Source organism: Ottowia sp., assembly GCF_047975795.1.
Classification (GTDB): domain Bacteria; phylum Pseudomonadota; class Gammaproteobacteria; order Burkholderiales; family Burkholderiaceae_C; genus Ottowia.
On the sequence record NZ_JBKEEE010000002.1, the window covers coordinates 37,784 to 62,550 of the forward strand.

The window sequence follows — 24,767 nt, forward strand, 5'->3', positions numbered from 1 at the left end:
CCGTGCCTGACAAAAAAGTATCTATGAAACCATTGGCGCAGCGGGCGCGCTTTCCTTGTAATACGCGGTCAGGCGGTCCACCTCGTTCTTGCTGCCCAGTATCACGCTCACGCGCTCATGCAGGTGTTTGGGCTGTACGTCCAGAACGCGCTGGTGGCCGTTGGTGGCGGCACCGCCGGCCTGCTCGATCAGCCAGCCCATGGGGTTGGCCTCGTACATCAGGCGCAGCTTGCCGGGCTTATGGGGTTCACGCTTGTCCCAGGGGTACATGAAGATGCCGCCACGCGTCATGATGCGGTGCACGTCGGCCACCATGCTGGCCACCCAGCGCATGTTGAAATCTTTGCCGCGTGGGCCATCTTTGCCGGCCAGGCATTCGTCGATGTAGCGCTTGACCGGGGTATCCCAGTGGCGCATGTTGCTCATGTTGATGGCAAATTCCTTGGTGTCTTCAGGAATGCGCACGTTGTCCTCGATCAGCACGAAGCTGCCTTGCTCGCGGTCAAGCGTGAACATCGACACGCCATCGCCCACTGTCAGCACCAGCGTGGTTTGCGGGCCGTACACGCAATAGCCTGCGGCCACCTGCTGGCAGCCGGGTTGCAGAAAGTCTTGTTCTTCCACGCCGCGGTCGCCTTCGGGCATTTTCAGCACGCTAAAGATGGTGCCGATGCTGACGTTGACGTCGATGTTGCTGGAGCCGTCCAGCGGGTCGAACAGCAGCAGGTATTCGCCTTTGGGGTAGCGGTTGGGCACAACGTGGATGGCGTCCATCTCTTCGCTGGCCATGGCCGCCAGGTGGCCGCCCCATTCGTTGGCCTCGATCAGCACCTCGTTGGCGATGATGTCGAGCTTTTTCTGTACCTCGCCTTGCACGTTCTCGCTGCCCGCACTGCCCAGCACGCCGCCCAAAGCGCCTTTGTTGACGGCGTGGCTGATGCTTTTGCAGGCGCGCGCCACCACTTCCAGCAGCAGGCGCAGGTTGGACGGGATAAGGCCGTCCACGCGCTGCTTTTCAACCAGGTGGCGGGTCAGGGATACACGGGCGCTCATGGTGTGGGCCTTTTCAGTTCAAGGGTTGGAAGTGGGTGCGGGGTTGTCGGTATCGGCCGCAGCCAGCGCGCGGGTGATGACTTCGCGCACGTCGCGGCTCAAATCGCTCTTGGCGGCTACGCGGGCAATGGCTTCGTGTGCGGCGCTGCGGTAAGGCTCGGCCAGGCGCGCCCAGGCATCGAGCGCGCGTGCCAGGCGGGCGGCCACTTGCGGGTTGATGGCGTCCAGCTCCAGCACGCGGTCGGCCCAGAACACGTAGCCTGCGGCGTCGCTGCGGTGAAAGGCCGCAGGGTTGCCACTGCAAAAACCAAAGATCAGGCTGCGCGCCCGGTTGGGGTTGCGCAGTTTGAAGTCGGGATGGCGCATGAGTTCGCGCACCAGCGGCAACACTTGGCCACCCCGGTCGGGTTGGCGCGCTTGCAGCGAAAACCATTTGTCCAGCGCCAGAGGTTCAGACTTGAACTGCTGGTAAAAGCGCTGCAGGGCAGGTGCGGCCAGATCGTGGCCGCTGCACACCAGCGCGTGCAAGGCGTTCAGGCGGTCGGTCATGTTGCCCGCGTCTTTGGTGCGCTGGTAAGCCTTGCCCGGCCATACGGCGTCGCCCTGGACGTGTGCTGCCATGCACAGCATGCGCAGGGCCAGACCGGCCAGTGCGCGGCGTCCGCTGGAGACCGGATCGGGCGTGTAGGCACCGGTGTCGGCATGTTGTGCATACGCCTGCTGCCAGTCGGTTTGCAGCTCGCTTGCCAGTTGGCAGTCCATGGCCGTGGCCACGGCGTGGATGTGCTGCGGATCGACCACGTCCAGTTGTTCGGCGATGTAGTCCTCGCTGGGCAGGGTGAGCAGCAAGGCTTTGAAGGCGGCGTCCAGCGCAGGGTCATGCAGGGCCGTGCGCAGTGCCTGAATGTAAGCGTCATTGAGCGGTTTTGTGCTTTTGGTGCTTGCGTTATCAGCTATACATTGAGTAGCAAATTGCAGCGCCAGTTGCTGCCCAGCTTCCCAGCGGTTGAAGGGGTCGCTGTCGTGCGCCAGCAGGTGCAGCAACTGCTCGGTGCTGTGGCCCACAGACAATTCCACCGGGGCAGAAAAACCGCGCAGCAGCGATGGCACGGGCACGCTGTCCACGCCCGTAAAGCGCAGCGTGGTTTGGGCCTCGCTTAGCACGAAGGTGTGGTTTTGAATCGGCGTTTCGGCATCGGCCAGTTGCAGGGGCAAGTCGGCACCATCAGTGCCCACCAATCCCAGCCGGACAGGGATCACAAAAGGCTGCTTGTCGGTTTGCCCAGGTGTGGGCGGGCAGCTTTGCGACAGTTGCAAGGTGTAGGTGCGCGCAGCGGCGTCGTAATGCTCCTCGGCCTTGAGCACGGGCGTGCCCGCTTGGCTGTACCAGCGCTTGAACTGTGACAGCAGGCGGGCCAGATCACTGCCGGGGTTGGCATCGGCCATGGCCTGGGCGAAATCGTCGCAGGTGACGGCCTGACCGTCGTGGCGCTCAAAGTACATATCCATGCCGCGCCGAAAGCCCTCGCGCCCCACCAGCGTTTGCACCATGCGCACCACTTCGGCACCTTTTTCGTAAATGGTGGTGGTGTAGAAGTTGCTGATCTCCAGGTACTCATCGGGCCGCACCGGGTGCGCCATGGGGCCAGCGTCTTCCGGAAACTGTGCGGCGCGCAGGCGGATCACATCCTCGATGCGCTTGACGGCGCGCGCGCTGGGCGTGCCCGCCAAATCCATGCTGAATTCCTGGTCGCGGAACACGGTCAGCCCTTCTTTCAGGCTGAGCTGGAACCAGTCGCGGCAGGTGACGCGGTTGCCGGTCCAGTTGTGAAAGTATTCGTGGCCGATCACGCTTTCCACTGCATCAAAATCAGCATCGGTGGCGGTGGCGGGTTTGGCCAGCACGAATCGGGTGTTGAAGATGTTCAAGCCCTTGTTTTCCATCGCGCCCATGTTGAAATCGCTGGTGGCCACCACCATGAAGCGCTCCAGATCGAGCTTGAGGCCAAAGCGCGCTTCGTCCCACAGCACTGAGTGGATGAGCGAGCGCATGGCGTGTTCGGTCTGGTCCAGATCGCCGGGGCGCACATACACCTGCAACAGATGGTCGCCGCCGCTGCGCGTGGTGATGCGCTGCTCGCGCGCCACGAACTGGCCGGCCACCAGGGCGAACAGGTAGCTGGGTTTTTTGTGCGGGTCGTGCCAGGTGGCAAAGTGGCGACCGTCTTCAAGATCACCTGCATCGACGAGGTTGCCATTGGACAGCAGCACCGGGTAGCGCGCCTTGTCGGCCCGCAGCGTGACGGTGTAGGTGGCCATGACGTCGGGGCGGTCAAGAAAATAGGTGATGCGCCTGAACCCCTCGGCCTCGCACTGGGTAAAAAAGTCGCCACCGCTCAAGAACAAGCCCATGAGCTGGGTGTTTTTCTCGGGGTTGCAGGTGGTGAAGATTTCCAGCTCGAAAGGCGCATCCCCTTCGGGCAGGTTTTCCAGCACCAGCGCGCTGCCGTCCATGCGAAAGCTGCAACCCTGGCCCGCCAGCACCACGCGCGAGAGGTTCAGACCATCGCCATCCAGGCGCAGCGGCTGGGTGGCTACGTCCGGATTGCGGCGCAGGCGCATCTTGTTCAGCACGCGGGTCTTGGTGGGGTCGAGGTCGAAGCTGAGCGCGACCTCATCAATCCAGAACGCAGGCGACGCGTAGTCCTGGCGGCGGGTGACGTGGGCTTGTCCTTCACGCATGTAAATTCCTTGGGTACTTCAGGTTGAATGGGCTTGGTGTGCGATTTACCAGGCCAGTGGGCGATTTTGCTGTTTCCAGAAAAGCCAGCGGCGCACTTCCCGGCGCGCACGCACGCCAATTTGCTCAGGTGCAGCCTGGGTGTTGGTCAAATCGATGATGTGCACCGTGCCGGAGTAGCTTCCCACGGCCAGGCGCTTTCCGTCCGCCGATGCTGCCATGGCGTTGATGGTGCTGCCCAGGTGCTGCTTCCATTGCAACTCGCCTTTGGGGTTGCGCACCCAGAGGTAACCATTGGCATCGCCCAGCACCAGCGCGTCATCGACTGCCGCGCTGGCATAAACACGCGCAGAGGTGTCGATATCGGTCACTGCCGGGTGCTCTTCGTAATGATCACTTTGGATGCTGCCCAACGCATCGACTGCAACAGCCATGGTTGCGCCGTTGTACAAGTGGCAGGCATTGAAGGCCACGTGCCGTCCATCTGCAAAAAAGGCCGCATGGTGCGGGTATTCGCTGTGGGGGTCAATGCAGTCGATCAATTCGCCTTGTGCATTGAACACGCAGTGGCAACTGTCTTGCGAGCCGCACACAATCCAGCGCCCGTCTGGTGAAATGGCTGCATGCGCCATGTCCAGGTGAACCGGGTAAGGCTCTGCGCCCTCCATTTCTTCTTGCAGGTCATCGGCTGTGGGCAACAAGCGCCGAATGCCAGAGGCTGTGACCAAAAATACCCCAGTGTTTTGCACCACGACCACGCCACTGGCGTCGTCAAAAGGAATGATCTGCACCAAGGTGTTGACATTAAGCCCCTCGTACCCGTTGTCGCTGCTGGAGTCGCCTTCGACGCTCTGGGTGGTAAAGCCCGGCGGCAGCCCCTCGCTGCCATCGGGCAGATTGAACTGGGCCAGCGGCGTTTGGTCTGCGCTTTTCACCAACCGGACCACATCAGAGCCGGGGGCCACGAGTGCCAATACCTGCTGGTTAGGGCTGAGGCCGAACATGTCGACCTCGGGCATTTCGGCCACTTGCACGCCGTGAATTTTGAACACCTGACCCGGTTCGTAATAGGAACCCGTGCGTACCATCAACGCGCCATCCGGCAACCACGCCAGCCCGGCAAAGTCTTGGCTGTTGTCCTCCAAAAGCGGGAACGTGGCTTCGTACAGCGGTGGCCACTGCGCCCGAAAAGCGGCGATGGCCGATTCGGTGCCTTGCGCGTTGGCGGCGTGCAACTGCGTCAGCATGTGCTCGAGCAGCTTTGAGGTGTCAGGTGCGCGGTCGTGATCATCCATGCCTTTCCAATTGCAGGCATCGCCACGGGCGATGTAGGCATTCAAATCCGCTGCGTAGGCATAGACAGCAGCTTTCCATTCCTGGGCTGAAGTTGCGGTGGCGTTCATGGGGGCAAGCGGTCAACCTACGGTTTGTACAGGCTGGCGGGGCATTGGATGGTGGGTATCAACGCAAGCTGTTGCTGCTCTTGATCAAGTCGTTGTAGGCGTGCACCAGTTTGCCGGGCGAGCCTTTGACCATCCATTCGCCGTCGGTGCCGACGATCATGCGCTCGCCGCTGTTGTAGGGCGTTTTGTCGCGCACGCGGCGCAGGCGCTCTTTGGCCGCGACGCGAAAAGTCTCCAGGTGTTGGTCCACGCTGGACCACATCATGGGTCGTTCGTCTTCGTGCGCCTTGGCGTAGGCGACCAGTTCGTCGGCGGTTTTTTCGTAGGCCGCGAGTTTGGCGGTAGCGTCTTCCATGTTGAACGAGGCTTTATCGAGGATGTGCACCAGGTGTTTGGCATCAGCCATGGTCGCCATGTGCCAGTAGCGCAGTTTGCGGCCTTCGGTTTGCTCGACGCGTGCCAGCTCGGTGGCCTGCCGTTTGTCGTTTTCCACGTCGAGCGCGTTGGACATAGCGGTGCTGGCGACCTCAAAGGCCTGCATGGCCTGCCTCAGCGGCTGGTGCATGGCTTTGCCTTTGGCGAAGGCGTCGTCCTTGTGATTCTCGCGGCTGTAGTAATTGTCGGCCTCATTCAGCTTGTCGTTGAGTGGCAGCAGCGCGTCGAGGTAGGCACGCGCGGCGTTGTCCAGACCGTCAATGGCTGGCGTTTGCGCAACGGCGGCGGTGATGTCGTCTTTGCAGTTGCTGACGGCACTTGAGGCGAGCGTGTCGAGGCCATAGACGATGCTCTCCTGGCCCGTGGGGCCAGTGTCCATGTTCTTGACCCAACTGGCGTAGCGTTCGATGCTCCGTTGCGCACTCTGGTTCACGCCGTTGTAGCACTTGATGTAGGCGTTCAGCTTATCGCTGATGACTTGAGCGCTGTCGACAACTTCGGGGGCGGGCGCAGCAGGGGCAGCAGGCGCTGCTGCGGGGGCGGTTTCAGGCGCTGGAGTGCTGGTGGCGGCTGTTTCTGTGGCTGGGGCGGCTGGCTCGGCGGCCTTGTCGGAGCAGGCCGACAGCGCAGCCAGACTCAGAGCGCTGGCGGCGGCGAGGCAAAAAAGGCGGGTGGTTGGGTGGTTCATTGGATGCAGGCTCCCTGAAGGATGAAAAAAAGTGGTTGTAGCCCAAACCCCTGAAGGCTTGTGGCGGGGGTGGTGGCGAGAAAGGCTTAGACGCCTTGTTTGAGACTGGCCTCGATGAAAGGGTCAAGATCGCCGTCCAGCACTTTTTGCGTGTTGCTGATTTCGACGCTGGTGCGCAGGTCCTTGATGCGGCTCTGGTCCAGCACGTAGCTGCGGATCTGGTGGCCCCAGCCGACGTCGGTCTTGCTGTCTTCGAGCTTTTGCTGCTCTTCCATGCGCTTGCGCATTTCGTGGTCGTACAGGCGGCTGCGCAGGCGGCGCCAGGCCACGTCGCGGTTGCTGTGCTGGCTGCGGCTGTCCTGGCACTGCACCACGATGCCGGTGGGTGTGTGGGTCAGGCGCACGGCGGAATCTGTTTTGTTGATGTGCTGGCCGCCCGCGCCTGAGGCGCGATAGGTGTCCACGCGCACGTCGGCGGGGTTGATGTCGATGTCGATCGAATCGTCGATCTCGGGGTAGACGAAGATCGACGCAAACGAGGTGTGACGCCCTCCGGCTGAGTCAAACGGGCTTTTGCGCACCAGGCGGTGCACGCCGGTTTCGGTGCGCAGCAGGCCAAAGGCGTATTCGCCCTCGACCTTGATGGTAGCGCTCTTGATGCCTGCGGTTTCGCCCGGTGTTTCGTCTTCGATGTCGGTTTTGAAGCCTTTGCGTTCAGCGTACTTCAGGTACTGGCGCAGCAGCATGCTGGCCCAGTCCTGCGCTTCGGTACCACCGGCACCGGCCTGGATGTCGATGAAGGCATTGCTGGGGTCAGCAGGCTGGTTGAACATGCGGCGGAACTCCAGGTCTTCCACCGTGCTGGCTTGGCTGCCCACGTCGTCGTCGATGGCCTGCAGGGCGGCTTCGTCGCCTTCGTCGCGGCTCATCTCGAACAACTCGGCGTTGTCGGACAGGTTTTGCGTCAACGCGTCCAGCACCACCACCACGCTGTCGAGGGATTTTTTTTCTTTGCCCAGCTCCTGGGCTTTTTTGGGGTCGTTCCAGATCGCTGGGTCTTCCAGCGCGGCGTTCACAGTGCGCAGGCGCTCGGCTTTGGCAGGGTAGTCAAAGATACCCCCGTAGCGCGTCGGTGCGCGCGCGAAGGTCGTCGATGCGGTCGCCAATCTGGTTGATGCGTTCTGCGTCCATGCTGTGTTGTCCTGCGGGTTCTGTGGCAAAACCGCAGATTTTCTCATGCAAAACCCCATCGCAAAGGCCAGCTGGTTACTCCAGTTGAAATACCACGTCCACGGTGGCGGTGACGCTGATCTGACCGACGGTCAAGCCATCATCGCCACCAGCGGCTTGGTCTGCGCCCTGTTGGACGGTGTTTTGCTGGCGCATGTCGCGCCCGCGCCAGCCGCTCCATGATCCGCCCCACACGGAGGCCGCAGATTCGCTGATTTGCAAGGGCCGTCCTCGCTTGACGTCCAATTGCGCCGTCATGGCGTCGGCTTTTTCGCGTGCGGCCTGGATGGCCAGCCCGCGCGCCCGGTCTCGGTGCTGGCGCAGTTGCGTGGTGCGAAATTCAATGCTGCCTACCCGGTTGACGCCAGCGGCATACAGGCCGGAAAGCAGTGCCTCGAACTGGTTTAAATCGGTCAGCGTCAGGCCGATGCGTTTGTTCACCCGGTAGGCGGGGGGATCGATGCGGTCGTGGATGTAGTCTGGCTCGACCTGGAGGTAGTTGGTCTGGATGTTTTTCTCGGCCACGCCGTGCTGGCGAATCAGCGCCAGCGCGCGGGTAACCCGTTCGGCGTTTTGGCGCGTGGCTTCTTGCAGGTCGGCATGGCGGGTTTCTACGCCAATGTCCAGCATGACTTCATCGGGCACCACGCGCACGGCGGCGGTGCCGCTGACGCGGATTTGTGGTGTTTGATCTGCCGTGGTTTGAGCCAGCGCCGCAGGGATGCCACCCAGCATGGTGGAGGGGGCGATCAAGCAAAGCGATACGAACAGGTGGCGGGTGCGCATGGCGAGTTCCTGTGGGGAAAAGCGCTAAAGGATACCAATGCACAGGCATCAACTTTGCAAAAAGGCTTCCAGTTCGAGCGCCAGCCGCTCGGGTTGATCGTGGTGCAGCATATGGCCGCAGTCGGGCAGCACGAGTCGGCGCACGTTGGGCACGGCTTGCAGGCGTTCGTGAAATTCGTCCAGCGTGAACTTGCCTTCCCACCAGCCGGAAAGGCTGTCATCTGCCGCTTCCACCATCAGCATGGGGGCGGTAATGTGCGCCAGCAGGGCCAGCACCTCGTCCACCCGGTAAAGCTGCGGGTTGATGACGCGGTGGGCGGCATCGCCCAGTACGTGCCAGCGGGTTTGGCCGTCCGCGTCTTGGCGCGACTCGGCCCATTGCCGGGCCAACCAAAGAGCCTTGTTACGCAGCAGGCGGCGATTGGTTTTCATCAGCCGATCGGCCACGCCATCAGCGTCGGCATAGGTTTTGAGGGCGTAGCCGCCGCTGTGCAGGGTTTTGATTTCGTCGATCCAGCGGGCGTAACGCCCTGGTGCCTGGCTGGCCCGCGTGGCGGGCATGCCAAAGCCTTCAAGATTGATCAGGCGGCGAATGCGTGCAGCTCGCGTGCCGCTGTAGAGCATGACGGCGTTGCCGCCCATGCTGTGCCCCACCAGATCGACCGGGCGCTCGCCCGCGTAATGGTCAAGCAGGTATTCCAGATCGCCCAGATAGTCGGCAAAGCTGTAGTGATCGCACGCCGGGCCGGTGGTGCGGCCAAAGCCGCGCCAGTCGGGCGCGATGATCAGGCGGTCAGCCAGAAAATCGTCCGACAGCGCATCCACCATGAACTGGTAAGACGCGCCCACGTCCATCCAGCCGTGCATCAGCACCAGTGGTGGCTGGCTGGCGGCAGGGTTGCCCCACACGTGCACGTGGTAGCGGTGCAGGCGGATGGGCACGAACTCGCTGCGCGCAGCGCGCCGAGGCTGATAAATATTGTGAGCGTCGTCTGTGCAATGCATGGGCCGCATTATTCAGGCGTGGCATGCAGGTGCGGGCTTTGCGGAGTCCGTCGTGCGACAGGCTGGCGCGGGGCCGCCTCATGCAACTGGCCATAGACTTGGCAGCATGTCGACTCCATCCAACTCTTCCATGCAAACTATTTCTCTGGGCACAAGCGATCTGCACGTCACCCCCATTTTTCTGGGCACCATGACCTTTGGCCAGCAGGTGGCTCAAGCCGATGCCTTTGCCATCATGGACCGCGCGCTGGAGCGCGGCGTGACGTTTTTTGATACCGCCGAGATGTACCCCGTGCCGCCCACCGCCGACACCTGCGGTGCCACTGAAACCATCATTGGTCGATGGCTGAGTACTCGCCCGGGTGCGCGGGACAAGATCGTGTTGGCCAGCAAAGTGGCCGGGCCTTCGCGTGGCATGCCCTGGATTCGTGAAGGGGTCGGCATGACGGCGGCCGACATTGAAGCCTCGTGCCACGCCAGTTTGAAGCGCTTGCAAACCGACGTGATCGATCTGTACCAAATCCACTGGCCCGAGCGCCACGTGCCCGCCTTTGGCATGCAGTACTACAACCCGCAGCAAGAACACACGCAAACGCCCATCTGTGAACAACTGGAGGCGCTGGCCAAGCTGGTGCGCGCGGGCAAAGTGCGCCACATTGGCCTGTCCAACGAAACACCTTACGGCGTGCACGAATTCGTGCGCCTGGCCGAAGAGCATGGCTTGCCACGCATCGTCAGCACGCAAAACCCGTATTGCCTGATCAGCCGTGTCTACGACAACGCGCTGGACGAAACCTGCCACCGGCTGAACGTGGGCCTGCTGGCCTATTCGCCGCTGGGCTTTGGCCTGCTGACGGGCAAGTACGACGTCACCGGCATCCACAGCCCTGATGCGCCGCGCGGCCGCATGAGCATTTACGAGCGCATGAAAAATCAGCGCTGGGGCCGCCCATCATCACTGGCCGCCGCCAAGCGCTACAACGCGCTGGCGCTGGACAACGGCCTGACGCCCACGCAACTGGCGCTGGCGTTTTGCTACCGCTCGTGGCGCGTGGCCAGCACCATCATCGGCGTGACCACGCTGGCACAACTGGACGAAGACTTGGATGCGTGGGACGTGCAACTCAATGACGACATACTGGCCGCGTGCGATGCCATCCGGCTGGAAATGCGTGATCCGGCGAATTAGACCAACCCCCTTGGCTGCACTGGCTTGGCCATGTTTCGCTCTTCCCCCCTCCAGGAGGCGGTACCGGTGCCTGGGCACAGCCCGGCCACGGCACCCGCTGGTTTGGCTTGCTTTGTGACCTCTTGGTGCCATCTCCCGCTGGCGACAAAGGGTTGGGTGAGGGCGGGGCATGCCCCAAAATGCGGGCATGAGCAAGCCCAAGCACATCGCCGAAACATCCGCTACCGCCATGCTGCGTGCGCACAGCGCGGCCTTTACAGAACACCCTTATGAGTACGTGGAGCGCGGCGGGGCCACGCACAGCGCCGAGGTGCTGGGTTTTGATCCGTATGCGGTGGTCAAAACCTTGGTGATGCAAGATCAGGATGCCAAAGCCTTGATCGTGCTGATGCACGGCAACCGCAAGGTGTCGACGAAGCAGCTGGCGCGGCAGATCGGGGCCAAATCGGTCGCCCCGTGTGCGCCTGAGGTGGCCCAGCGCCACAGCGGTTATCTGGTGGGTGGCACTTCGCCTTTTGGTACCCGGCGGGCGATGCCGGTGTATGTGGAGCAGACCATTTTGGAGTTGCCACGCATCGCCATCAACGGTGGGCGACGCGGCTATCTGATCGGCATTGCTCCGCAGGTGTGCGTGCAGGTGCTGGGTGCCAAGCCGGTACAGTGCGCGATCGACTTGTGACCGGCACACGGCCAATTTTCATCAATGAAATAAGCCTTTATCGCTTGTTCATCAAGCGCAAACAGCTATCAAATATGGAGTAAACATGCTAGGCCCTTTATTGGCGGTGTTGGCCGCGTATTTGATGGGTTCGTTGAGTTTTGCGGTCATCGTCAGTCGCGTGATGGGCCTGAACGACCCGCGCACTTATGGCAGCGGCAATCCCGGAGCGACCAACGTGTTGCGCTCTGGGTCAAAAAAGGCGGCCATCGTCACGCTGCTGCTCGATGCGGCCAAAGGCTGGCTGCCAGTGGTGCTGGTCAAGTGGTTCGGCGCGCCTTACGGACTGGGCGAGGGCACGCAGGCGCTGGTGGGGCTGGCGGCTTTTTTGGGGCATTTGTGGCCAGTGTTCTTTCGCTTTGAAGGTGGCAAAGGCGTGGCCACGGCGGCGGGCGTGCTGCTGGCGTTTGAGCCGGGCTTGGGGGCAGCGGCGCTGCTGGTGTGGATTGGCATGGCGGTGGGGTTTCGCTACTCGTCGCTGGCATCTATGACGGCAGCGGTACTGGCCCCGGCGATTTACCTGCTGGGCGGTGGCACGCTGTGGGCCGCATCGGGGCAAATTGCACTGGCCATGATGGGCATGGGGGCGCTGCTGCTGTGGCGGCACCGCGAAAACATCCAGCGGCTGCTGACAGGCACTGAATCCAAACTGGGGAGCAAGAAAAAGCCATGACCGCCGTCCATCGCCACGGCGTGGCGCATCGAAGTGGCGGCGCGGCGCTGAGATCGGGCGACATCGGGCGACGGTTTCATGGTTTTGACAGTGGTTGGCAGCAAACCGGGTTGGCGTCAGTTCTGATTGACCGTGCAGTCTGACCAGCCGACCACTCGATATCCAGTACCTTGACCTTCAGCACCTTGACCTCCGACACCACCGCGCCCCCAGTTTCAAACGTTCGCCAGCGGCTTGCCCGCGCAGCGGGCCTTGGCTTTGCCGCTGTTGCGCTGGCGGCCCTGGTGGGCACACCGGCGCGGGCCGACACTGGCACTTGCGTGGGCACCAACGTGACTGATTGGAGCAGTCTGATGACGGCTTACAACGGTGCGGCCACCGATCTGACGTTCTGTCTGGTGGCGGGTGCCTACACCGCAGGAGCAGGCGAATATCTGCTCACCCCTGCCGGGCGCAGCCTGACCATCGACTTGAATGGCCAGAGCGTCAGCATTACCAACCCGCCTATTTATTCTGCCGCCATTGGTGTCGGCGCAACTGAGACACTCACGATTGTCGACAGCAGCGCTGGGGGTAGCGGCACGGTCGAGGCCAGGGGTGGGGACCAGGGCGCGGGCATTGGCGGTGGCTCTTCCGGCGCAGGCGGCACGGTGGAAGTAAGGGGTGGCACGGTCACGGCCACGGGTGGCCAATTTGGCGCGGGCATTGGCGGTGGCTGGGACGGCGATGGTGCCACGGTGACCCTTGGTGGCGGCGTCATCAGCGCGACGGGCAGCGCGGAAGATGCAAGCGCCAGCTATTCAGGTGGCGCGGCCATTGGCTCTGGCGGAACCAGCAGCAGCACCGCACCTGCAGCAGGCACACTGACCTTTGGAGCCAATGCACCCAATCCCGTGCCCACTTTCCCGTCGAGTTACGCATCTTCATCAACAGGAGCCCCGGCATCGGTGCCCACACCTGTTTCCACCGGCGGTGCCACCGACTGGAGCCTGACGGCCAACAACGGCACACCCACGACGGCCAGCGGCCAGTCGCACGTCACGATTGTGTTCCGAAGCACCAGCGCAGTGGCCGTGCCTACGCTGGGTCAATGGTCGCTGTGGCTGCTGGCGGCCATGTGGGGGCTGCGGCAGTCCAGGGCCTGAGCGGGCTGCGGCCCGCCCCGCCCCGCCGCTTAACCAAAGCCCTTTCACTGCCTTAGAGCGTGTTCAATGTCTCAGCGCGGGTGTGTGGGCGCGGCCTCGGGCGGTCTGCTGCGTTGCAAATCCTCGCGATACCGCCACCAGGTATCGCTGCGGTTTTCGCCTTGCAGCCCATCCCGATACGCATCCCACACCCCTCACGGCTGAGAGGTTGAATACGCTCTTAGCCGCAGCGGGAAGGGGAAAGATTTTTTTGGAGAGGCTCCAGACGGCAGGTCGTCGTGCGGGGCAAGTAAAGCCCAAGCACGCTGGTGCTTCATAAGGAAAATCAAGACTTGTTGCTCAAGCTTTCCCTGGCGAACTTGTAAAACTTCAGCGCCTGACCAGCATCATCTGGCTGCCTGTGCGCTGCATGTTGAAGCGGTTCAAAAAGCTGTTACCCAGCAGTACCACGGGCATGGAGGCAGGGGTGACCACGGCGCTGACGTTGTAGCTGGTGACGTCGCCCACGCGCAGGGTATCGATGGTGATGGTCCAGCCGGCCGAGGTGCCGTTGGCGGTGCCCATCAGCACGCGCTGACCTTTTTTGTAGTCCAGCCCCAGGCGGTCGGCTTCGGACTGGCTCATGGCCACCAGCGAGGCACCCGTGTCCACCATAAAGCGCACGGGCCGGTTGTTGATGCTGCCCTGGGTGACAAAGTGGCCGCGCGAATCGGCCGTCAACGCAATCTGGTTGCCGCCGCTGGTGGTGGCATGGCTGCCTACGCTGGCCGGTGTTTCGCCCACGCGCAGCGTCAGGCGCTCGCCGCCCACCAGTACCACGGCCTGATCGCCACTGGTGGACAACACTTTCACGCCCTGGTGCGTTTGGCCCGGTGCCACCGTGCGCGGCGCGCCGCCATCTACGATCAACAAGGCCTTGTTGCCCAGCATGCCTTGCAACGACACGCTGTCGGCAGCGTGGGCGACGGGCATGCCTGCCAAGAGCGTCAGTGTCAGCAGGGATGGTGTAAAGCGCAAGAGTTGAATGACCATGGGCGTGTTCGTCAAGCTGAAATTGCGAGGGCGCTCGTGTTCGGGGTTTCCCCGGCACTGAGCGCGTCCCCTAGGGGAAGGCGTGCGGGAGCGCGACTCAGGGGGGATGTTTCAATCCCTGAAATTGTCAAACGACAGCGGCAAATCGGCCATGTCCTTGCGCAGCAGCGCCATCACGGCCTGTAAGTCGTCGCGCTTGGTACCGGTGACGCGCACCGCATCGCCCTGAATGGCGGCCTGCACTTTCAGCTTGCTTTCCTTGATGAGTTTTTGGATCTTTTTGCCGTCTTCCGTGGCGATACCGCTTTTGACTTTGAGCACCTGCTTGACCTTGTCGCCGCCTACTTTTTGCACTGCGCCTTTGTCCAGAAAGCGCACGTCCACGCTGCGTTTGGTGAGTTTGTTGCGCAAAATGTCTTCCACCTGCTGCAACTGAAAGTCGGCGTCGCCCAGCAGGGTGATTTCCTTGTCTTTCAGCTCAATTGCGGCGCTGGTGCCTTTGAAGTCGAAGCGCGTGCCGATCTCTTTGGCTGCGTTTTCCACCGCGTTTTTGACTTCCACCATGTCGGGGTCGCAAACAGTGTCGAAAGAAGGCATGGGCTGTTTCCTCTCTGGTTGGGGGGCAAAGTCGAATGCGACAATTGTCCCATGCTCGTTGAACGCCAGGTTTCCTTGCAGCCTTTGAACAGCTTTGGCATTGCCGCCCGTGCAGCCACGTTGGTGCGCGTGCGCAGTGCCGACGACGTGCGCGCCGTGCTGGCCGATGCCGATTTGCGCACCCAGCCCAAGCTGGTGCTGGGCGGTGGCAGCAACGTGGTGCTGACAGGCGATGTCAAAGCCGTGGTGCTGAAAATAGAGGTGCCTGGTCGCCGGGTGGTGCAGCAAACTGCACGCCACACCATCGTCGAAGCTGGCGCGGGCGAAAACTGGCACGGCCTGGTCGACTGGACGCTGACGCAGGGCCTGCCTGGGCTGGAAAACATGGCGCTGATTCCGGGCACCGTGGGGGCCAGCCCGGTGCAGAACATCGGCGCTTATGGGGTGGAGCTGCAAGACCGTTTTCACGAACTGGATGCCGTGGACTTGCAAAGCGGTGAGGAATTCACGCTGAACGCCGCGCAATGCGGCTTTGGCTACCGCGACTCGGTGTTCAAGCACATGCCTGCGCAGCCCGGTGGCTTGGGATTGGCCGGGCGGGCGCTGATTTTGCGCGTGCGTCTGGCGCTGCCGCATGATTGGAAGCCTGAGCTGGGCTATCTGGACTTGCAGCGCAAGGCGCAGGAAAGCGGCATCGCCCGGCCCAGTGCGCGCCAGATTTTTGACTGGGTGGTGGCTATCCGGCGCGCCAAACTGCCCGATCCGGCGGTGATCGGCAACGCAGGCAGCTTCTTCAAAAACCCCACTGTCACGCCCGAGCAGTGCCAGGACATCATTGGTCGTGACCCCAAGGTGGTGCATTACCCCATGCCCGATGGCAGCATCAAACTGGCGGCGGGCTGGTTGATCGACGCCTGCGGCTGGAAGGGCAAAAGCGTGGGCAACGCGGCGGTGTACGACAAGCAGGCGCTGGTGCTGATCAACCGCGGCGGGCCAGACAACCCAGCCACCGGCGGCGAGGTGATGACCCTGGCCAAAGCCATCCAGACCAGCGTGTACGAACGCTTTGGCATCCGGCTGGAGCCGGAGCCGGTGGTGGTGTAAGAGCGTGTTCAACGTTTCAGCGTGAGGGATGCGGATTGGGATGGATGGCAAGGCGCAAACCGCCCGGGGCCGCGCCCACACACCCGCGCAGAGACTTTGAACACGCTCTAAGCCACACGTTCCCATCCCATGCGTGCCATTGAGCTGTTTCGCCTGCGCCGTGTGCGCGACAAGCCCCGTGCGCTGGACTTGATGCAGCAGCACGCGGGCCTGACGGCAGACCAGGCACAGGCCGCGTTGTATGTTGCGGTGGGCGGTGGCCGCCCGCAACTGACCTTGCCCGATGACGCCGCTGCCCGCGCCTGCATCACCGCGTTGGCCGGCGCGGGCTTTGTGGCCCGCTTTGCTGCGGCACCAGATTTTGACGCCGCCGAGCGGGCGCAAACGGCCCTCGCGCAAGTGCTGCCGCATCTACCGCCCGACGTGTGCCACGCCATCGGTGCATGGCTGCTCGAAGACGCCTGGGAGCCAGCGCTGCTGTATGGGTTGCAACACCTGCGGATGCATGTGCCTGCGCACCATCCTGGCCGTGTGCTGCTGACCCGCGTGGCCGTTGAAACGGGCTGGGTGGCCGGTGGGCCGGGGCGGGCGTAGACAGCAAGTCGATTCAGATGGGCGTGACGAAGCAGCCTTCCTTGAGCGTCAGAGCACCAATTCCCACTGTTCGCTCACCTGCGATTGCCCAAAGGCGGTGTAAGGTTCGCTGTGCGTCAGCACAAAACCGCGCTGGGCGTAAATCTTGCGCGCAGCGGTCAGGCTGGCGTGTGTCCACAGCACCAGCTTTCGATAGCCCTTGGCGCGGGCGAAGGCCATGCACTCATCCGTCAAGCGGCCACCCAAACCCAGGCCACGGGCGGCGGGGGTGAGTAGCAGCAAACGCAACTGGGCTGTGGGGGGGTGCTGCAACAGGCGCGTCTTGTGTATCTTGTGCGGTTTTGCGCACCACAAAGACCGAGTCTGCGCGCTCACCGTTGACTTCTGCGATCCAGCCGCGCTCCCACGCGGGGTCGTGGTGCTCCATCATGCCCGCCACGATCTCGGCCACCAGCGCCTCAAAGTCGCTGTTCCAGCCAAACTCTTCAGCATAGCGCTGGCCATGCTGGCGGATGACCCAGCCCATGTCGCCAGGGCGCGGGTCGCGCAGCACGATGGTGGGTGCCGATGTAGGGGCGAGTGGGCGATGTCCATGCAATGCTCAGGCCAGGCTCAGCCGTAATGACAGATGTAGTGAAAAGCCTCAGCCACGCGGATGTCGAACGACGAGTTGGCGGCAATGCTGAACTGCTGGCCGGGGCCGCAGTGCACCCATGCATCGCTGCCCGCCAGCTTGTAGTCGCAGCCGCCCGCCACGCATTCCATGATTTCGGCCGCGCCGGTGTTGAAAGTCAAGGTGGCGGGCAGTACCACGCCCGCGCTTTTTTGGGTGCCGTCGGCCAGTGTGAAGCTGTGTGACACGCATTGGCCGCCGAAGTAGACGTTGGCCTGGGGGTTAAGGGTGACGTTGGGAATGTTGACCGTGGTGCTGGAAGTCGTCATGGCGCGTGCTGGGCAAAAGCGCCGATGTTAGCTGCGCGGCGACAATGGATGCCATGAGCAATGCTGCCGCGCTGCCGCGCACCCGTTTTGTACTCATCGAACCCAGCCACGCAGGCAATGTGGGCGCGGTGGCGCGGGCGTTGAAGGTGATGGGTTTTGACGATCTGATGCTGGTGCGCCCGCGCTGGGCGGATGTGCTCACGCGCCCCGAAGCGCTGGAGCGCGCCAGCGGTGCCACCGATGTGCTGGCCGCTGCCCGCTGCGTGCCCACGCTGGACGACGCCCTGCACGGCATGACCCACCTGTGCGCCACCGCTATGACGCCGCGCGACTTTGGCCCGCCCACGCGTGCGCCGCGCGCGCACTTTGATTTGCTATTGAATCAAGAGCTTTCTGCGCTTGATGCGCTTGCGATAGATGGCGATTTGGTACAAAAGTCTCCATCTGAACACGCGGTGCCTGAAGGCGTGGCCTTCCTGTTCGGTTCCGAGCGTTACGGCATGAAAAATGAAGACGTGTACCGCTGCCACGTGGCGTTGAGCATCCCCACCGACCCGGTCTACGGATCACTCAACCTGGCGGCGGCGGTGCAGTTGATCGCCTACGACTGGCGGCAGGCGCTGGTGCAGCGCTTTGGCGATGCGGGCGGCTTTACGGTGCAGCCCGGGCATCGCCCCCAAAACGCGCCCGCACGCCATGCCGATGCGGCGCAGGTCAGCGCCATGCTGGCACACCTGGAAACGGCGCTGATCGCGGTGGACTTTCTTGATCCCGCCGCGCCCAAGAAGCTGATGCCGCGGCTGGCGCAACTGTTCAACCGTGCCCAGCTTACGCCGGAAGAAATCCATATCCTGCGCGGCATGGCCAAGGCCATGCAGACGGCGGCTCAAGCCGATTGGCCTGCGCGGGCTGACCCGGCTGCCCGCGCCAAGTCCGCACCGCAAAGGCAGGGGCGCTAGACTCGCCAACCATCATGTGGCATCGAATCCGTACCTACACCCAGGCCATCCGCGAACGCGACCCTGCCGCGCGCAGCGTGTGGGATGTGGTTTTTTCTTATCCCAGCTTTCACGCCCTGGTGCTGCACCGCGCAGCGCACGCGCTGTGGCAGCGCGGCTGGTTCTGGCTGGCGCGCTGGATTTCGCACTGGGGACGGTTTTTCACCGGCATTGAAATCCACCCTGGTGCCACCATTGGCGAGCGCGTGTTCATCGACCACGGCATGGGCGTGGTGATTGGCGAAACCGCCGAAGTAGGCGACGACTGCACCATTTACCAGGGCGTCACGCTGGGGGGCACCTCGCTGGCACGCGGCAGCAAGCGCCACCCCACGCTGGGTAAAGGCGTCATTGTCGGTGCCAACAGCCAGGTGCTGGGTGGCTTTGAGGTGGGCGATGGGGCCAAAATAGGCTCCAACGCCGTGGTCACCAAGCCTGTACCCGCCGGGGCCACGGCGGTGGGCAACCCGGCGCGCATCATCCACGCCGAAACCGATGCCCGCCGTGAAGAAGCGGCGGCCAAGCTAGGCTTTTCAGCCTACGGCGTGACGCAAAACGACGATCCGGTCAGCCAGGCCCTGCGCGGCCTGATCGATGGCACCGCCAGCCAAGAGCACCAAATCATGCTGCTGTGGCAGGCGGTCGAAAAACTGGCCTGCCAGGTCGATCCCGGTTGCGTGCCCCAAGACGCCGCGCGCGAAGAAAGTTTTGAGGCCGAGAAGCTGAACGAGATTGTGGGCAAATAGCGCGCAGGATGTCGACCGGATGCCGATCCAGGCACTGAGAGCGTGTTCAAAGTCTCTGCGCGGGTATGTAGGCGCGGCCTCGGGCGGTCTGCTGCGTTGCAAATGCTCGCGATACCGCCAGGTATCGCTGCGGTTTGCGCCTTGCAGCCCATCCCGATCCGCATCCCACACCTCTCACGCTGAGACTTTGAACACGCTCTGAGAACGACCACAAGTGCGCTGACAAAGGCAGCGCGATGCCTCAGGCTCTCATGGATTCCCTGTATTCAAACCCTGTGACCAACTGACTAGAGTGGGGGCCAGCTCCCGTAGGCGTGCGTTGAGCATGTTGGCTGCGGGCGATGAGGGGCTGATTACAAGGAGACATCCATGCCACATTCACAACCTGTCTGGGGCCGCATGGCGCGCGGCGCGCTGGCCGTATTGACCGGGCTGGCAAGCCTGCCTGCGTTGGCCGACATCACGCTCAAAGCTTCGCACCAATTCCCGGGCGGCAAAGGCGATGTGCGCGACGAAATGGTGCAAATGATTGCCCGCGAGGTCAATGCCGCCAAGGTGGGGGTGCAGATCAAGGTGTACCCAGGTGCCAGTTTGGTCAAGGCGCAAGAGCAATGGAAGGCCATGCAGACGGGGCAGATTGACATGACCTCGTTTCCGCTGGACTACGCCTCGGGCTTTCACCCGCAGTTTGGTGCCACGCTGATGCCGGGGCTGGTGAAAAGTCATGAACACGCCTTGCGTTTGAACAAGTCGCCCTTCATGGATGACATCCGCAAGGTGGTGGAAGAAGGCGGTGCACGCGTGCTGGCCGATGCCTGGCTGGCTGGTGCCTTTGGCGGCAAGGACAAGTGCATTCGCAATCCGGACGACGTCAAGGGCATGAAGGTGCGATCCGCAGGGGCCACCTTTGCGCGCATGTGGGCGGGGGCTGGGGCGTCGATTGTCTCCATCGCCTCGAACGAGGTTTACAACGCGTTGCAGCAAGGCGTGGCCACGGGCACAGACACCTCGACGGGATCGATGGTGTCGTTTCGCCTGTATGAGCAGCTCAAGTGCGTGACGGCACCTGGCGACAACGCGCTGTGGTTTATGTATGAACCGGTACTGATTTCCAAGCGCGCCTGGGACAAGCTGGACGATAAACAAAAAGCGGCCATTTTAGCCGCCTCGATCAAGGCCCAAGCCTATTTTGCGGGCGAGTCAAAGAAGCTGGACGACAAGATGGTCGAGGCTTTCAAGAAAGCTGGTGACGAGGTCATCACGTTGAGCGATGCTGAGTTTGAAGCCTGGCGCGCCGTGGCACAGAAAACCTCGTACAAGGAATTTGGCGAGAAGGTGCCGGGCGGCAAAGAACTGATCGACAAGGCGCTGAGTGTCAAATAACGACGCGCCCGAGATTGCGCTGCCCGCGGGTGCTCGTCTGCCCGCCTGGGCGCTGGCAGTGAATGCGGCATCGCGCGCATTGGGCGTGCTGGCTGCGGGGCTGATCGTGCTGTCGATTGGCGTGGTTTGCCAGATGGTGTTTGTGCGCGCTGCGCTGGGACAATCGGCCATCTGGCAGACCGAATTTGTGACCTTTGCCATCGTGGCCGCCACTTTTTTGGGCGCGCCTTACATCTTGCTCACACGAGGTCATGTGGCGGTGGATGTGCTGCCGCTCATGCTGGGCCATGGGGCGCGGCGTGGTTTGTTTTTGTTGGGATATCTGGTGGCACTGATGTTTTGCGCGCTGTTTTTCTGGGCTTCGGTGCCGTGGTGGCACGAGGCTTACACCAGTGGCCAGACCACTTCATCCATCTGGCGGGCGCGGGTGTGGATTCCTTACCTGGCAGTGCCGGTGGGCTTGGGGCTGCTGTGCTTGCAGATGCTGACTCAGATCGTGCTGGTGCTGACGCACCGGGCGCTGCCCTTCAATTTGCGACCAGAAGAAAGTCTGTAGGACGCGTTGATGAGTCCTTTGATCATTGGTCTGCTGATTTTTGTGGTCACTATTGTGGTGCTGGCCACTGGTTTGCCCATTGCCTTTGGCCTGGGGGCGGTGGCGTTGGGCTTCATGTTGATTTTTGATGGCTGGGGCAGCGTGCACTTTGTTCCGGAAACCATTTTCTCGGGGCTGAATGATTTCACTCTGGTGTCGCTGCCAATGTTTGTGATCATGGGCGCTGCCGTGGCTTGTTCGCGTGCGGGCAGCGATTTGTACGAGGCGCTGGCGCGCTGGCTGTACCGCGTACCCGGCTCGCTGGTGGTGTCCAATATTGGAGCTTGTGCGCTGTTTTCGGCGTTGACGGGTTCGTCGCCTGCCACTTGTGCCGCTATCGGAAAAATGGGCATTCCTGAAATGCGCAAGCGCGGCTACGACGCCGATTTGGCCACGGGCGCCATTGCGGCGGGTGGCACGCTAGGCATTCTGATTCCGCCCAGCGTGACCATGATTTTGTATGGCATCGCGTCGGAGACGTCGATTGGCCGCCTGTTTATCGCTGGCATCTTGCCGGGGTTGCTGCTGGTGGGGCTGTTCATGGCCTGGGCCATTTTTCTGAGCTTCAAGCGTGGTATGACGCTGCGCGAGCAGGCGCGTGTTTATTCGCTGCGCGAAAAGCTGGAACTGCTGCCACGCCTGCTGCCTTTCATTGCCGTCATCATCGGCGTGGTGTATTCGCTGTACGGCGGTATAGCCACGCCATCCGAAGCGGCGGGTGTGGGTGCCATGCTGTGCCTGTTGATGGTGGTGGTGATCTACCGCATGTGGCGTCCGGCCGATTTGTGGGCCATCTTGCGCGATGGATTGCGCGAGTCGGGCATGCTGCTGATGATCATCGGCACCTCTATCCTGTTCGGTTACATGATGAGTTCGCTGCAAGTGACGCAGGCGGTGGCCGAGTCAATTGCCGAGATGCAGGTCAATCGCTGGGTGGTGCTGGCGGCCATCAACGTCTTGCTGTTGGTGGCGGGCTGTTTTTTGCCGCCGGCGGCCATCATCTTGATGACCACGCCGATTTTGCTGCCGGTGGTCACGGCCGCCGGGTTCGACCCGATCTGGTTTGGCGTCATCCTGACCATCAATATGGAGCTGGGTCTGATCACCCCGCCCGTAGGGCTGAACCTGTTTGTCATCAACAGCATCACGCCCGATGTCAACTTACCCACCATTTTGCGCGGAGCATTTCCCTTCATGCTGTGCATGGTGCTGGCCATCATCGTCCTGTGCATCTTCCCTGAGATTGCCACCTGGCTGCCCGCCAAGGTGATGGGCTGATGCTCAAGCGCGTACGGCTTTGAAGGCTAGCACGGCCAAGACGGCCAGAGGTGCTTCAACTGCACCTGTGGCACCCATCTGCGATCGTGCGCTGCCTCAAGCGTAACGCCTCGTTTTGTCATTTTGTGGGGCCACTCAGAGAGAATAAACAGAACAAGACTGCGGGTCGCTGTCACTGGCTTACGAGAGCGTTTTGCACCGGAGATTGTGCTAAAATTCCATTAATTCACGACCAAACGGGCGGGTTTTTTAGCCGCCCGTTTTTTTTGTCCGTTCGCTGAGCGAACTCACACTTTATACCGGGTAGTTATTCATCACGTGAGTCTGCAAACCACAGTCGAAGATGCCGTGCGCGGGCTTGGCTTTGAGCTGGTAGAGCTGGAGCGCTCGACCGGTGGTTTGCTGCGCGTGACGATTGACCATCCCTGGATTTCAAGTCAGGAAGTTGAGCAGGGCATTACGGTCGAAGATTGTGAGCGCGTCACGCGCCAGTTGCAGTACGTACTTGAGGTTGACAACGTGGACTACCGGCGGTTGGAGGTGTCTTCGCCCGGTATTGATCGTCCGTTGCGCAGCCCGCAGGACTTTGAGCGTTTTGAGGGGTATGAGGTTGACTTGGTGCTCAAAGCGTCCATTGGTGCGGCGGCAGCGGGCCAGGTCAGCGCCAATCGCAAAAAATTTCGCGGCACTTTGCAGCAGGCGGAGGGCAGCAGTTGGCGCATTGTGTGGCGTGACGAACCGTCAGTAAAGCCAGGTCAACGGGTCAGCGCCAAGCGCCCACCTGCGCCCGAACAGGCATTGGATTTTTCGCTGGACGAGTTGCAGTCAGCGCGTTTGGCACCGGTGGTTGACTTTAAAGGCCGTGCAAAAAATTAGAGGCAGTTTGAAAGCGCTTGGAGCGCCTTCATTTGCGAAGTATTGGAGTTGATGAAATCATGAATCGTGAACTGTTGATGCTGGTTGAAGCCATTTCCCGCGAGAAAAGCGTCGAGCGGGATGTGGTGTTTGGCGCTGTCGAAGCGGCTTTGGCACAGGCGGCCAAAAAGCTGTACGAAGGTGAGGTCGACTTGCGCGTGGCGATCGATCGCGACTCTGGCGAGTACGAAACCTTCCGTCGCTGGCATGTGGTGCCCGACGAGGCGGGTTTGCAGTTGCCCGACCAGGAAATTTTGCTGTTTGAAGCCAAAGAGCAAATCCCTGATATCGAGTTGGATGAATACATCGAAGAGCCGGTTGATTCGGTGCCCATTGGCCGCATCGGTGCCATGGCGGCCAAGCAGGTCATTCTGCAAAAGATTCGCGATGCCGAGCGCGAAATGCTGCTGAACGACTTCATGAGCCGGGGCGAGAAGATTTTTACCGGCACCGTCAAGCGCATGGACAAGGGCGACATCATCGTCGAGTCTGGCCGTGTGGAAGGTCGTTTGCGGCGCAGCGAAATGATTCCAAAGGAAAATTTGCGCAGCGGTGACCGCGTGCGCGCCATGATCATGGAGGTCGATCTGACCTTACGCGGCGCGCCCATTTTGCTGTCACGCTCGGCCCCTGAATTTATGATCGAGCTGTTTCGCCAGGAAGTGCCTGAGGTGGAGCAGGGTTTATTGGAAATCAAATCCTGTGCACGCGACCCAGGTAGCCGGGCCAAGATTGCCGTGCTCAGCCACGACAAGCGGGTCGACCCCATCGGTACCTGCGTGGGCGTGCGCGGCACGCGTGTGAATGCGGTCACCAATGAATTGGCGGGCGAGCGCGTGGACATTGTGCTGTGGTCGGAAGACCCGGCGCAGTTCGTCATTGGTGCCCTGGCACCAGCCAATGTGTCGTCCATTGTGGTGGACGAAGAAAAGCACGCCATGGACGTGGTGGTGGACGAGGAAAACCTGGCCATCGCCATTGGCCGTGGCGGCCAAAACGTGCGCCTGGCGTCTGACCTGACGGGCTGGAAGATCAACATCATGGACGCTGATGAATCGGCGCAAAAGCAGGCCGAAGAAACCGGCGACACGCGCAAGCTGTTCATGGAAAAGCTGGATGTCGACGAAGAAATCGCCGACATTTTGATCGAAGAAGGCTTTACCAGTCTGGAGCAGGTGGCTTACGTGCCGATCGAAGAAATGCGCGAGATTGAAGCGTTTGACGAAGACACGGTGGAAGAGCTGAGAACCCGCGCCAAAGATGCCTTGCTGACACTGGAAATTGCGCGCGAGGAAAGCGTGGAGTCGGTGTCGCAGGATTTGCGCGACCTGGAAGGACTGACGCCTGAGCTGATCGACAAGCTGGCGGGCGCTGGCATTCAAACCCGCGATGACCTGGCCGATCTGGCCGTGGATGAATTAACCGAGATCACTGGGCAACCCGACGATGAAGCCCGGGCCTTGATCCTGAAAGCACGCGAACACTGGTTCGCCGATCAGGCGTAAGGATCATGGAGGC

At 61.8% G+C, this 24,767-nt stretch carries 25 protein-coding genes; 13 read left to right on the forward strand and 12 right to left on the reverse strand.

What is annotated here, in order from left to right; genetic code table 11:
- Positions 1-21: 21 nt before the first annotated feature.
- The 7 genes from ACK5NW_RS00180 to ACK5NW_RS00210 form a co-directional block, all read right to left on the reverse strand.
- Positions 22-1,053, reverse strand: a complete 1,032-nt coding sequence (locus ACK5NW_RS00180; protein ID WP_416924230.1) for a class 1 fructose-bisphosphatase — start codon at positions 1,051-1,053, stop codon at positions 22-24.
- 18 nt (positions 1,054-1,071) lie between these two features.
- Complete coding sequence (pepN, locus tag ACK5NW_RS00185) at positions 1,072-3,795, reverse strand: aminopeptidase N (RefSeq protein ID WP_416924231.1); 2,724 nt, start codon at positions 3,793-3,795, stop codon at positions 1,072-1,074.
- A 45-nt stretch (positions 3,796-3,840) separates the two neighbouring features.
- A complete protein-coding gene (locus tag ACK5NW_RS00190; RefSeq protein WP_416924232.1) occupies positions 3,841-5,196 on the reverse strand; it encodes a WD40 repeat domain-containing protein in 1,356 nt (451 codons plus the stop codon).
- A gap of 58 nt (positions 5,197-5,254) precedes the next feature.
- A complete protein-coding gene (locus tag ACK5NW_RS00195) occupies positions 5,255-6,319 on the reverse strand; it encodes a YiiG family protein (protein ID WP_416924233.1) in 1,065 nt (354 codons plus the stop codon).
- Positions 6,320-6,405: 86 nt separating this feature from the next.
- Positions 6,406-7,510 (reverse strand): peptide chain release factor 2 gene (gene prfB, locus ACK5NW_RS00200; protein ID WP_416924234.1). Its coding sequence is split into 2 segments (ribosomal slippage): positions 6,406-7,428 and positions 7,430-7,510, totalling 1,104 coding nucleotides; the frame shifts between segments, so codons are not numbered across the junction.
- 75 nt (positions 7,511-7,585) lie between these two features.
- Positions 7,586-8,335, reverse strand: coding sequence for an SIMPL domain-containing protein (locus ACK5NW_RS00205; RefSeq protein ID WP_416924235.1), 750 nt, complete (start codon positions 8,333-8,335; stop codon positions 7,586-7,588).
- Between the two features lie 48 nt (positions 8,336-8,383).
- Positions 8,384-9,313 carry an alpha/beta fold hydrolase gene (locus tag ACK5NW_RS00210; RefSeq protein WP_416924261.1) on the reverse strand — a complete coding sequence of 310 codons (930 nt, stop codon included), beginning with the start codon at positions 9,311-9,313 and terminating at the stop codon, positions 8,384-8,386.
- Between the two features lie 157 nt (positions 9,314-9,470).
- On the opposite strand from ACK5NW_RS00210, the gene ACK5NW_RS00215 reads away from it, so the two are divergent.
- The 4 genes from ACK5NW_RS00215 (at position 9,471) to ACK5NW_RS00230 (ending at position 13,065) form a co-directional block, all read left to right on the forward strand.
- A complete protein-coding gene (locus ACK5NW_RS00215; RefSeq protein WP_416924236.1) occupies positions 9,471-10,529 on the forward strand; it encodes an aldo/keto reductase in 1,059 nt (352 codons plus the stop codon).
- A 187-nt stretch (positions 10,530-10,716) separates the two neighbouring features.
- Positions 10,717-11,208 (forward strand): aminoacyl-tRNA deacylase, encoded by a 492-nt coding sequence (locus ACK5NW_RS00220; RefSeq protein ID WP_416924237.1) that lies wholly within the window; start codon positions 10,717-10,719, stop codon positions 11,206-11,208.
- Positions 11,209-11,293: 85 nt separating this feature from the next.
- Positions 11,294-11,920 carry a glycerol-3-phosphate 1-O-acyltransferase PlsY gene (plsY, locus tag ACK5NW_RS00225; protein WP_416924238.1) on the forward strand — a complete coding sequence of 209 codons (627 nt, stop codon included), beginning with the start codon at positions 11,294-11,296 and terminating at the stop codon, positions 11,918-11,920.
- A gap of 185 nt (positions 11,921-12,105) precedes the next feature.
- On the forward strand, positions 12,106-13,065 hold the full coding sequence (locus ACK5NW_RS00230; protein ID WP_416924239.1) for a hypothetical protein: 960 nt from the start codon (positions 12,106-12,108) through the stop codon (positions 13,063-13,065).
- A 369-nt stretch (positions 13,066-13,434) separates the two neighbouring features.
- Here ACK5NW_RS00230 and ACK5NW_RS00235 read toward each other — a convergent pair whose 3' ends face one another.
- Both ACK5NW_RS00235 and ACK5NW_RS00240 read right to left on the reverse strand, forming a co-directional pair.
- Positions 13,435-14,097, reverse strand: a complete 663-nt coding sequence (locus ACK5NW_RS00235) for a retropepsin-like aspartic protease family protein (protein WP_416924240.1) — start codon at positions 14,095-14,097, stop codon at positions 13,435-13,437.
- A gap of 111 nt (positions 14,098-14,208) precedes the next feature.
- Positions 14,209-14,694, reverse strand: a complete 486-nt coding sequence (locus ACK5NW_RS00240) for a YajQ family cyclic di-GMP-binding protein (protein ID WP_416924241.1) — start codon at positions 14,692-14,694, stop codon at positions 14,209-14,211.
- Positions 14,695-14,745: 51 nt separating this feature from the next.
- Between ACK5NW_RS00240 and murB the strand changes: the two genes are divergently transcribed.
- Positions 14,746-15,798, forward strand: a complete 1,053-nt coding sequence (gene murB / locus ACK5NW_RS00245; protein WP_416924242.1) for a UDP-N-acetylmuramate dehydrogenase — start codon at positions 14,746-14,748, stop codon at positions 15,796-15,798.
- A 129-nt stretch (positions 15,799-15,927) separates the two neighbouring features.
- The gene (locus ACK5NW_RS00250) at positions 15,928-16,392 is read left to right on the forward strand and encodes a hypothetical protein (protein WP_416924243.1); all 465 of its coding nucleotides are present in this window, start codon (positions 15,928-15,930) and stop codon (positions 16,390-16,392) included.
- 48 nt (positions 16,393-16,440) lie between these two features.
- Here ACK5NW_RS00250 and ACK5NW_RS00255 read toward each other — a convergent pair whose 3' ends face one another.
- Genes ACK5NW_RS00255 through ACK5NW_RS00265 form a run of 3 tightly spaced genes read right to left on the reverse strand, consistent with a single transcriptional unit; the run spans position 16,441 to position 17,334 of the window.
- On the reverse strand, positions 16,441-16,704 hold the full coding sequence (locus tag ACK5NW_RS00255; protein WP_416924244.1) for a GNAT family N-acetyltransferase: 264 nt from the start codon (positions 16,702-16,704) through the stop codon (positions 16,441-16,443).
- Positions 16,616-16,990 carry a hypothetical protein gene (locus tag ACK5NW_RS00260; protein ID WP_416924262.1) on the reverse strand — a complete coding sequence of 125 codons (375 nt, stop codon included), beginning with the start codon at positions 16,988-16,990 and terminating at the stop codon, positions 16,616-16,618. The genes ACK5NW_RS00255 and ACK5NW_RS00260 overlap by 89 nt, the downstream gene beginning before the upstream one ends.
- 14 nt (positions 16,991-17,004) lie before the next feature.
- The gene (locus ACK5NW_RS00265) at positions 17,005-17,334 is read right to left on the reverse strand and encodes a pyrimidine/purine nucleoside phosphorylase (protein WP_416924245.1); all 330 of its coding nucleotides are present in this window, start codon (positions 17,332-17,334) and stop codon (positions 17,005-17,007) included.
- Between the two features lie 44 nt (positions 17,335-17,378).
- Here ACK5NW_RS00265 and ACK5NW_RS00270 point away from each other — a divergent pair, with 44 nt between their 5' ends.
- The 7 genes from ACK5NW_RS00270 (at position 17,379) to nusA (ending at position 24,754) form a co-directional block, all read left to right on the forward strand.
- Complete coding sequence (locus tag ACK5NW_RS00270; protein WP_416924246.1) at positions 17,379-18,293, forward strand: RNA methyltransferase; 915 nt, start codon at positions 17,379-17,381, stop codon at positions 18,291-18,293.
- A 14-nt stretch (positions 18,294-18,307) separates the two neighbouring features.
- A complete protein-coding gene (gene cysE, locus ACK5NW_RS00275; RefSeq protein ID WP_416924247.1) occupies positions 18,308-19,078 on the forward strand; it encodes a serine O-acetyltransferase in 771 nt (256 codons plus the stop codon).
- 369 nt (positions 19,079-19,447) lie between these two features.
- Positions 19,448-20,461, forward strand: a complete 1,014-nt coding sequence (gene dctP / locus ACK5NW_RS00280) for a TRAP transporter substrate-binding protein DctP (protein WP_416924248.1) — start codon at positions 19,448-19,450, stop codon at positions 20,459-20,461.
- A complete protein-coding gene (locus tag ACK5NW_RS00285; protein ID WP_416924249.1) occupies positions 20,451-21,017 on the forward strand; it encodes a TRAP transporter small permease subunit in 567 nt (188 codons plus the stop codon). The genes dctP and ACK5NW_RS00285 overlap by 11 nt, the downstream gene beginning before the upstream one ends.
- 9 nt (positions 21,018-21,026) lie before the next feature.
- The gene (locus tag ACK5NW_RS00290; protein ID WP_416924250.1) at positions 21,027-22,334 is read left to right on the forward strand and encodes a TRAP transporter large permease; all 1,308 of its coding nucleotides are present in this window, start codon (positions 21,027-21,029) and stop codon (positions 22,332-22,334) included.
- A gap of 318 nt (positions 22,335-22,652) precedes the next feature.
- The gene (rimP, locus tag ACK5NW_RS00295; protein ID WP_416924251.1) at positions 22,653-23,210 is read left to right on the forward strand and encodes a ribosome maturation factor RimP; all 558 of its coding nucleotides are present in this window, start codon (positions 22,653-22,655) and stop codon (positions 23,208-23,210) included.
- Between the two features lie 59 nt (positions 23,211-23,269).
- Positions 23,270-24,754: a transcription termination factor NusA gene (gene nusA, locus ACK5NW_RS00300; RefSeq protein ID WP_416924252.1), complete on the forward strand. Its 1,485-nt coding sequence runs from the start codon at positions 23,270-23,272 to the stop codon at positions 24,752-24,754.
- Positions 24,755-24,767: the final 13 nt, after the last annotated feature.